At 72.6% G+C, this 8,379-nt stretch carries 9 protein-coding genes; 5 read left to right on the forward strand and 4 right to left on the reverse strand.

Annotated features, from left to right (window positions below; genetic code table 11):
- Window positions 1-9: 9 nt before the first annotated feature.
- From RM812_RS36320 to RM812_RS36335, 4 genes are all read right to left on the reverse strand, one after another.
- A complete protein-coding gene (locus RM812_RS36320) occupies window positions 10-1,500 on the reverse strand; it encodes a sensor histidine kinase (RefSeq protein ID WP_394816562.1) in 1,491 nt (496 codons plus the stop codon).
- Window positions 1,421-1,735, reverse strand: a complete 315-nt coding sequence (locus RM812_RS36325; protein WP_311583358.1) for a small secreted hydrophilic protein — start codon at window positions 1,733-1,735, stop codon at window positions 1,421-1,423. Before RM812_RS36325 ends, RM812_RS36320 begins: the two co-directional genes overlap by 80 nt.
- Window positions 1,736-1,815: 80 nt before the next feature.
- Window positions 1,816-2,097: an Lrp/AsnC family transcriptional regulator gene (locus RM812_RS36330; RefSeq protein WP_272585426.1), complete on the reverse strand. Its 282-nt coding sequence runs from the start codon at window positions 2,095-2,097 to the stop codon at window positions 1,816-1,818.
- Window positions 2,094-2,855 carry a rhomboid family intramembrane serine protease gene (locus RM812_RS36335; RefSeq protein WP_311583368.1) on the reverse strand — a complete coding sequence of 254 codons (762 nt, stop codon included), beginning with the start codon at window positions 2,853-2,855 and terminating at the stop codon, window positions 2,094-2,096. Before RM812_RS36335 ends, RM812_RS36330 begins: the two co-directional genes overlap by 4 nt.
- A 157-nt stretch (window positions 2,856-3,012) precedes the next feature.
- Between RM812_RS36335 and RM812_RS36340 the strand changes: the two genes are divergently transcribed.
- The 5 genes from RM812_RS36340 to RM812_RS36360 all read left to right on the forward strand — a co-directional run.
- Complete coding sequence (locus RM812_RS36340; protein ID WP_031030820.1) at window positions 3,013-3,252, forward strand: hypothetical protein; 240 nt, start codon at window positions 3,013-3,015, stop codon at window positions 3,250-3,252.
- A 63-nt stretch (window positions 3,253-3,315) separates the two neighbouring features.
- Window positions 3,316-4,659 (forward strand): NYN domain-containing protein, encoded by a 1,344-nt coding sequence (locus RM812_RS36345; protein WP_311583376.1) that lies wholly within the window; start codon window positions 3,316-3,318, stop codon window positions 4,657-4,659.
- A gap of 231 nt (window positions 4,660-4,890) precedes the next feature.
- On the forward strand, window positions 4,891-5,931 hold the full coding sequence (locus RM812_RS36350) for a C40 family peptidase (RefSeq protein ID WP_311583388.1): 1,041 nt from the start codon (window positions 4,891-4,893) through the stop codon (window positions 5,929-5,931).
- 259 nt (window positions 5,932-6,190) lie between these two features.
- On the forward strand, window positions 6,191-7,204 hold the full coding sequence (locus RM812_RS36355; RefSeq protein WP_311583379.1) for a C40 family peptidase: 1,014 nt from the start codon (window positions 6,191-6,193) through the stop codon (window positions 7,202-7,204).
- A 68-nt stretch (window positions 7,205-7,272) separates the two neighbouring features.
- The coding region (locus RM812_RS36360) for a hypothetical protein (RefSeq protein WP_311583382.1) at window positions 7,273-8,379 on the forward strand (1,107 nt) is incomplete at its 3' end.

Here is an 8,379-nt window from a genome sequence, read left to right on the forward strand (position 1 = left end):
CTTCCGGAATCAGTCCAGTGTCAGTACGAAGGTGGCGCCGCCGCCTTCGGTGGCGCGCAGGGTGACCCGGCCGCCGTGGCCCTCGGCGATCGCCTTGACGATCGACAGCCCGAGCCCGGCGCCGGACCCGCGCACCCCGCGCCGGGCCGTGCCGCGCCGGAACCGTTCGAAGATCACCTCGGCGTCCTGCGGCTGGACGCCGGGCCCGGAGTCGGCGACGTACAGCTCGACGCGCGGACCGTCGGCGCGGGAGCCGATGCGGATGGTCTGGCCGGTGGTGGTGTGCTGCACGGCGTTCTGCGCGAGCTGCACCATGGCCTGCGTGATCCGCTGGGGATCCAGCTCGACCTCGCGGTCGGCGACCTCGGCCAGCACCCAGTCCCGGTCGCCGAGGGTGCGGGCCTTGACGTAGACGTCGGCGGTGAGTTCGGCGAGCTGGACCGGCTCGGGGGTGACGAAGTCGGGGCGTTCGGCCTTGGCGAGCAGCAGCAGGTCCTCGACGATGCGGCTCATCCGGTCCAGTTCGTCGGTGACCAGGCGGACGGTCTCCTCGCGCTCGGCCGGGTCGTCCCCCATGAGCTCGAGGTGGCCGCGCACGATGGTGATCGGGGTGCGCAGCTCGTGGCCCGCGTCGTCGACGAACCGGCGCTGGGTGGCGAAGGCGCGTTCCAGCCGGTCGAGCATGGCGTTGAACGTCTCGGCGAGCGCGGCCACGTCGTCGCGGCCGTGCACCGGGATGCGCCGGGTCAGGTCCTGCTCGGTGAGCTGCGCGGCCGTGGTGCGCACCAGCCGAACCGGCTTGAGGATCCGGCCCGCGACCACCCAGGCGATGCCCGTCGTCATCAGCAGGGCGACGCCGGAGATGGCGAGCAGGACGCGGAACACCTCGTCCGCGCGCGCCTGTTCACGCCCCGGGTGGAAGGCGACCACGAAGGCGGCCGCCGGTTCTCCGCCGTAGCGGGCCACGGTGACCTTGGCCCAGCGGATCTCGCCCTGCGGCCGCTCCAGGGTGCCGGTGGAGTCGGGTGAGGCGTAGATGCGGTGCCGGGCGACGGCGTCCTTGTGCAGGGGCAGGCCGACCGGGATCTCGCGCTGCTGGATGATCTGCGTCGGCTTGCTGCCCGCCTCGACCACCAGGCCGATGAGTTCCTCGTCCAGGTCGGCGTACTGGCGCTCCAGGAAGACCCGCAGCAGCCGTCCCGGGTCGGTGAACGGGCGGCCGGTCTCCGGGTCGAAGCCCTGCTCCTCGAAGTTGGCGAACTCGCCGGCCTCCTGCGCGAGCAGGCCGTTGATCCGCTGCTCGGTGTCCCGCAGCAGGATCGAGCGGGTCGTCGCGGCCACCGAGGCGAGCGCGACCGCCATCACGAGCAGCAGCCAGAGCAGGATGCGGACACGGGCCGATATCCGGCGGCGCTCGCGGTCAGCCGTCGTCGCCGGGTCCGTCGTCGGCGGCCGAGTCGGCGGCTCCGTCGTCGGGCTCCTGGCCCCGGTCGTCGTCATCGTCGCCATCCGGAGGGCTGTCGGTCACCGGCGGCCGGGTCACCACCTGGTCGCTGGGCGTCGGCTCGGGCGAGGAGGAGGCGGGTGTCGGGGTGGGGGAGCCGCTCTCCAGCTCCACCTCGGCCGGGACCCTGGGTTCCTGCGGGCTGTCGGTGAGGGCGAAGCTGGTCGCGGCGATGCCGAGGGGGATCAGGACGACGGCCGCCAGGGCCGCCATCCGGCGAGAGAAGACCATGGCCCTGATCCTGCGCCCGGTGTCCGGTGGCCCGGATGAGTGCCGGATGAAGAACTCTTCATCCGCGTCCCCTCCCGGACTCAGTTGTCCAGCCCGATGGCGAACGCCGCCTCCAGGTCGTGCTGCGAGTACGTACGGAACGCCACGTGCGTGTCCGTGCCCTCCACGCCCGGGATCTTGCTGATCCGGCCGGGGATGACCTCCGCGAGATCCTCGTGCTGATTCACCCGCACCATGGCGATCAGGTCGTAGGTGCCGGTGACGGAGAAGACCTCGCTGACGTTCTCCAGCGCGGCGATCTGCTCCGCGATCTCTGGGATCCGGTCCACGCTGGTCTTGATGAGGACGATCGCGCTGATCACGGCTGGTTCTCTCCCTCGGGGGCCGTCGCTGGAACGCTCTTCACTCTAGTCGCACGCCCGAACCGCACCCAGGCGAAGACGAAGCCCAGCCCGAAGCCCACCAGGTGCGCGAGGTACGCCACCCCCGGTCCGTCGCCCGCCCGCCCCGCCGCCATCCACTGCAGGGCCGCCCAGAACGGCAGCACGAGCCAGGCGGCCAGGCGCAGCGGCAGGAAGAAGAGGAAGGGCAGGAGGCTGGTCACGCGGGCGCGCGGAAACAGGAAGAGGAAGGCGCCGAGGACCGCGGAGATCGCCCCGGAGGCGCCGACCAGGGGCTGCTGGGAGTGGGCGTTGGCCCCCGCGTAGCCGAGCAGGGCCAGGTAGCCGCAGCCGAGGTAGAACAGGGTGAACTGGAGCCTGCCCATGCGTTCCTCGGTCATCGCGCCGAAGACGTGGAGGAAGAGCATGTTGCCCAGCAGGTGCACCCAGCTTCCGTGGACGAAGAGCGCCGTGGCGGGGGTGAGGGCGGACCCGGGGGAGTCCTCGAACAGTTCTGCGGGGATCACGCCCCAGCGCCGGAAGTAGGCGCGCTGCGCGGCGAGCAGCTCGTCACCGGTGCCGTACGCCGGATTCAGGCCCGACGCCGGGCTGATCAGGAACAGCACACAGCACAGGGTGATCAGCCCGTACGTCACCGGCGCGGCCCGGTCCCGGGGCGTGCGGGCCGTGCCGAGCGTCCTGACCGTCCTGAGGGCCGCCGTGGACCAGTTGCGGATCATGCCTACAGAGCATGACGTAACGGGACACGACCTCCCAGATCGCCTCGCCGCCGTGGACGGGCGGGCGACGGGTACCCGCCAGGCCGTAGGGTTACGACCCACACGCACCGGGGGAGCCCGGCGCGTCACCGACACTGGAAGAGAGCGGACAGCCACGATGACGGTTCCCCTGCCGACCGACACGACGCGGTGGCGCTGCACCCTGTGCGGCAACCTCACCCGCTTCGACGTGACCCGGGCCTCGAAGGTCGTCGAGTACGTCCACCTCGATCTGGCCGGCGAGCCGAAGGTCGAGGAGCGGGAGGTACTCAGTGAGACCATCGAGTCGGTGCGGTGCCGCTGGTGCAACGCCGTGGATCAGGTGGAACTCGTGGACAGGCCGGGTGCCGCCTCCTGAGCGGAGCGGCCCCCGCGTGAGGTGATCCCGCAGCGGGATCACGCGGAGACATTGGGGTGACGGATGGTGGAGACACACGGCGGGAGGCCGGAGGACGGCGCCGCTGAGGTGCTCGACCGCCCGCTGCCCGACGGAGTGCGCCGCAGGGTCGTACAGATAGTGTCCGACGGCTTCGGCGGGCTCACCCTCGGCGAACTGCCCGCCCAGCTGAGACAGTACGCCCGGTTCGCGCCGAACCGGAGGGCCAAGTTCGCCGGCAACGCCATGGCCGCCGCGGTCGAGACCGACCCCCTGTTCCGCCAGCGCATCGGCGAGAAGTTCCGAGAGGCCCAGCCGGAACTGGCCGGCGCCCTGGACGCCGGCTCCCCGCCCCCGGCCGCGGACCCGCTCGACGTGGCGGCCGCGGCCTACGTGCTGCGACCGCACGGCTGGGTGAAGCTGGTGACCGCCGCCGGCGAGGAGGCGCAGCGCGCGGACGCCGAGCGCGCCGACGAGGAGAGCCGTGCGGAGCTGGAGCGGCTGCACGAGGAGCTGACCCGGGCCCGGGAGCACACCAGGACCGAGACCGAGCGGCTGCGCGCCGAACTGGAGTCGGCGAAGAAGGAGACCGAGTCGCTGCACCGCAAGCTGCGGTCCGCCCTCAGCGACGTCAAGCGCGGCGAGGCGGCCCTGCGCAAGGTCCGGGCCGAGATGGACGCCGTCCGCGCCGAGGGGCACGCCCAGGTGTCCGCCGCCGAGAGCGAGACCCGGCGGCTCAGGACCCGGCTCGGGGAGGCGGAGGCGGCCCTGGAGGCCACCCGTAAGGCGGCCCGCGAGGGACGCAGCGTCGAGGACATGCGGGTACGGCTGCTCCTGGACACCCTGCTGGACGCCACGCAGGGGCTGCGCCGGGAGCTCGCGCTGCCTCCGGTGTCCGTCCGGCCCGCCCAGACGGTGGACGCGGTCGAACCGGGCCGGATGTCGCCGAAGGACATCGCCGCCCGTGCCCTGTCCGAGAACGACCCCGCCATCCTGGACCAGTTGCTCGCGCTGCCCCAGGCGCACCTGGTCGTCGACGGCTACAACGTCACCAAGACCGGCTATCCGCAGATGCCGCTGGAGAAGCAGCGGCTCCGTCTGCTCGGCCAGCTCTCCCAGCTCGCCGCGCAGACCGGCGCCGAGATGACCTGTGTTTTCGACGGCGCCGAACTGGTGGCGCCGGTGCTGCTCGCGCCGCCGCGCGGGGTGCGGGTGCTCTTCTCCAAACCCGGTGTCACCGCGGACGAGTTGATCCGCCAGCTGGTGCGGGCCGAGCCGCCGGGCCGGCCGGTCATCGTCGTCTCCACCGACCGCGAGGTCGCCGACGGCGTGGCCCGGGCGGGCGCGCGGCCGGTGGCGTCCGCGGTGCTCCTCAAGCGGCTTTCCTGACCCCTGGTTCGCTTCTGCCCCAAGCGCAACATAGGGGATCTATGCCCGAATTGACGGGAGCGTCACGCAACGTAGCGTAAATCCAGCGTCACCGCAGGTGAGTTGTGGCAAAGAATGCTGTGGGTGACCGGGAATTTTCGGCGGAGGATTTGAACTGATCACGAGTAGGTCACTAGGGTCGTCCATCGAACCCTCGAACGGGTGATCCCTCTCAAGAAGGAGCTCGTCTCCGTGGCGTCCCACCGTCGTCCCAAGCAGTCGAGTCGCGCGCGTGTGACCGTGCTCACCACCGCTGCCGCCGCCGCTGTCGTTCTCAGCTCGCAGGCCGCCAACGCGGCCCCGAGTGAGAAGCCGAGCAAGGACGAGGTCAAGGCCAAGGTCGACAAGCTCTACGAAGAGGCGGAGCAGGCCACCGAGAAGTACAACGGCGCCAAGGAGAAGCAGGAGAAGCTCCAGAAGGAGATCTCCACCATCCAGGACAACGTCGCCCGCGGCCAGGAGGAGCTCAACGAGCTGCGCGACGGCCTCGGTTCGATGGCCAGCGCCCAGTACCGCTCCGGCGCCATCGACCCCTCCCTCCAGCTCTTCCTCTCCGCCGACCCGGACGACTACCTGGACAAGGCCTCCACGCTCGACCAGCTCAGCGGTCAGCAGGTCGAGGCGCTGAAGAAGATCCAGGAGAAGCAGCGCGACCTCGCCCAGCAGCGCTCCGAGGCCACCGAGAAGCTCAAGGACCTCGCCTCCACCCGCACCGAACTGGGCAAGAAGAAGAAGGAAGTCCAGGGCAAGCTCTCCTCCGCGCAGAAGCTGCTCAACTCGCTCACCGCGCAGGAGAAGGCCGCTCTCGACGCCGAGCAGCAGCGCTCCACCCGCACCAGCGAGCGCCAGGTCCTGTCCGGTACCGGGAAGGCCGCCTCCGGCCGGGCCGGTGCCGCCTTCGCCGCCGCCCAGGGCAAGATCGGCTCGCCCTACGTCTACGGCGCCACCGGCCCGTCCTCCTTCGACTGCTCGGGCCTGACCTCCTGGGCGTACGGCCAGGCCGGCGTCGGCATCCCGCGCACCTCCGAGGCGCAGGCCAACTACGGCACGCGCATCTCCTCGATGAGCGACCTCCAGGTCGGCGACCTGGTCTTCTTCTTCAACGACCTGCACCACGTCGGCCTCTACGCCGGCAACGGCCAGGTCCTGCACGCGCCGCGCACCGGCACGGTCGTCCGCTACGAGTCGATGAGCACCATCGGCGGCCCGTTCATGTGGGGCGTACGGGTCTGAGGAAGACCGCGCCCACCCCCGGAACCGGAGCCGCGCCCACCCCCGGAACCGGAGCCACGCACCAACCCTGAGTCGCCCACGCCGTGCCGCCCGTTCGAGCGAATCACGGCAGGGTGCTCAGACCCCCGCCCCGCCGTTGACCTGCGTCAGCGGCGGGGCGTCGCGTTGCGCGCCCCCGGAGGTCGTTGGTCCGTGCCCCGCCACGGGGTTACTGTCTGCCGCGTTTCCCTGTCCGCCAGCGGAAGGAGTGCGGCTTCCCGTGGGGTCCCATCGCCGCCTTGCACCATCCGGGTTCGACCACGGCGCCACCGCCGCCGTCGGCCTGCTGTCCGTCGCCGCCGCAGTCCTGGGCACCGTACCGGCCACGGCCGCCCCGCACGACGACAGGCGAGCGGAGGTGGACCGCCTCTACACGGAGGCGGAGCAGGCGACCGAGGCCTACAACAAGGCCGACGCGCGCACCGACGCCCTGCGTGAGGAGATCAGTACCGCGCAGGACGCGATCGCCCGGCAGCAGGGGCGGATCAACACCATGCGGGACGCGCTCGGTTCGCTGGCCGGCGCCCAGTACCGCTCCGGCGGCATCGACCCGGCGCTGACGCTGCTGCTCTCCGCCGACCCGGACGACTACCTGGACAAGGCCCTGGTGCTCGACCGGATCACCACCCACCAGTCCGGCCGGCTCAGGGAGCTGCGGGCGGCCCAGCGCGACCTCGCCCAGGACCGCGCCGAGGCCGCCGGGAAACTCACCGAGCTGGAGAAGGGCCGCAGGGCCGTCACCGCCCACAAGAAGACGGTGGAGCAGAAGCTCGCCAGGGCCCGGAAGCTGCTCAACTCCCTCCCGGACGACGAACGGGCCGCCTACGAACGCGGCTCCCGCTCCGGCCGCGCCGACCTGACGGGCCCCGGTACCGCCGCCCCCGCCTCCGGACGCGCTGCGGCCGCCGTCGCCGCCGCCCGGTCCGCCCTCGGCAAGCCGTACGTCTGGGGCGCCAACGGCCCGTCCTCCTTCGACTGCTCGGGCCTGATCCAGTGGGCGTACGCCCAGGCCGGCGTCGGACTGCCGCGCACCTCGCAGGCGCAGGCCGGCGCCGGGCAGCGGGTGTCCCTGGCCGAGGCGCGCCCCGGCGACCTGGTCGCCTACCGGGACGACGCCAGCCACATCGGCATGTACGCCGGCAACGGCCGGGTGATCCACGCGCCCTACCCCGGCGCCCCCGTGCGCTACGACCCGGTCGGCATGATGCCGGTCTCGTCGGTCACCCGGGTCTGACCCGCGCGGCCCTTCGCGGTTCTGGCGTCCGCCGTCCCCCGCGGTCCGGCGCCCGTACGATCGGGAAGGTGGCTGGTCGCAGGCGGGTGTCGGGTTCCTCGGTGGTGGCGCTGTGCGTGCTGCTCGTCTCCCTGGTGGCCTGCGGCGGCCGGACCGTCGCCGATCCCGTCCGGGCCGAGGTGCAGCGGGTGCTGGACCGGCGTGCGGCGGCCGTCCTCGCCCACGACCGGGCCGCCTACGCGCGCACCGGCACCGGGGCCGGCTTCGACAACCTGAGCGCGGTGCCGCTGGCCGCGTGGTCGTACCGCGTGACGGACGTGGACCGCACCGGCGACACGGCCACCGCCGACGTCGAGCTGGAGTACCGCGTCGACGGCTACGACCGGGGCCCCGTCACCGCCGGCCGCACCGTGCGGCTGAGCCGGGACGGCGCGGACGGGACGTGGTCCGTCGAATCCGACCGGCCCGCGAAGGAGGCCGGCCAGCAGCCGTGGGACCAGGGCGCGGTCCGGGTCGTCCGGGGGGCGCACAGCCTGGTGCTCGGCGTCGGGCAGTCCGCCGAGGCCCTGCGCCGCTTCGCGGACCTGACCGACCGGGCGGTGCCGTCCGTGCCGCGGGCCTGGGACGGCGACTGGTCCCGGCGGGTCGTCGTGCTCGTCCCTCGGTCGCTGGAGGGGATGGCGGGCCTGCTCGGCTCACCCGCCTCCTCCTACCGGGGCATCGCGGCGGTCACCACCGGTGAGACGGGCGGCCGGGAGCGGGCCCCCGCCGACCGGGTCATCGTCAACCCCGACGCGTACGAGCTGCTCGGCACCCTGGGCAGGCAGGTCGTGCTCACCCACGAGACCACCCACGTCGCCACCCGCGCCCACACCACCGCGGCCACCCCGCTGTGGCTGTCCGAGGGATACGCCGACTGGGTCGGCTACCGCGCCACCGACCGGACCCCCTCCCAGGCCGCCCCCGAGCTGGCCCGCGCGGTGTCCGGGGGCCGGTTGCCCGCCCAGCTCCCGACGGACGAGGACTTCGGCTTCACCGGCGACGCGGACGAACTCGCCCGGGCCTACGAGGGCGGCTGGCTGGCCTGCCGGATGATCGCCGACCAGTGGGGCGAGGACCGGCTGCACGCCTTCTACCGGGCCGTGGGCGCCCACGACGAGCGCACGGGCGCGACC

Source organism: Streptomyces lancefieldiae, assembly GCF_031845825.1.
Classification (GTDB): Bacteria; Actinomycetota; Actinomycetes; order Streptomycetales; family Streptomycetaceae; genus Streptomyces; species Streptomyces lancefieldiae.

What these genes read in the sequence shown, in the direction of transcription:
- RM812_RS36320 (WP_394816562.1), bottom strand. Translation starts at nt 1,500, where the DNA reads ATGACGACGACCGGGGCCAGGAGCCCGACGACGGAGCCGCCGACTCGG.
- RM812_RS36325 (WP_311583358.1), bottom strand. Translation starts at nt 1,735, where the DNA reads ATGGTCTTCTCTCGCCGGATGGCGGCCCTGGCGGCCGTCGTCCTGATC.
- RM812_RS36335 (WP_311583368.1), bottom strand. Translation starts at nt 2,855, where the DNA reads ATGATCCGCAACTGGTCCACGGCGGCCCTCAGGACGGTCAGGACGCTC.
- RM812_RS36340 (WP_031030820.1), top strand. Translation starts at nt 3,013, where the DNA reads ATGACGGTTCCCCTGCCGACCGACACGACGCGGTGGCGCTGCACCCTG.
- RM812_RS36345 (WP_311583376.1), top strand. Translation starts at nt 3,316, where the DNA reads ATGGTGGAGACACACGGCGGGAGGCCGGAGGACGGCGCCGCTGAGGTG.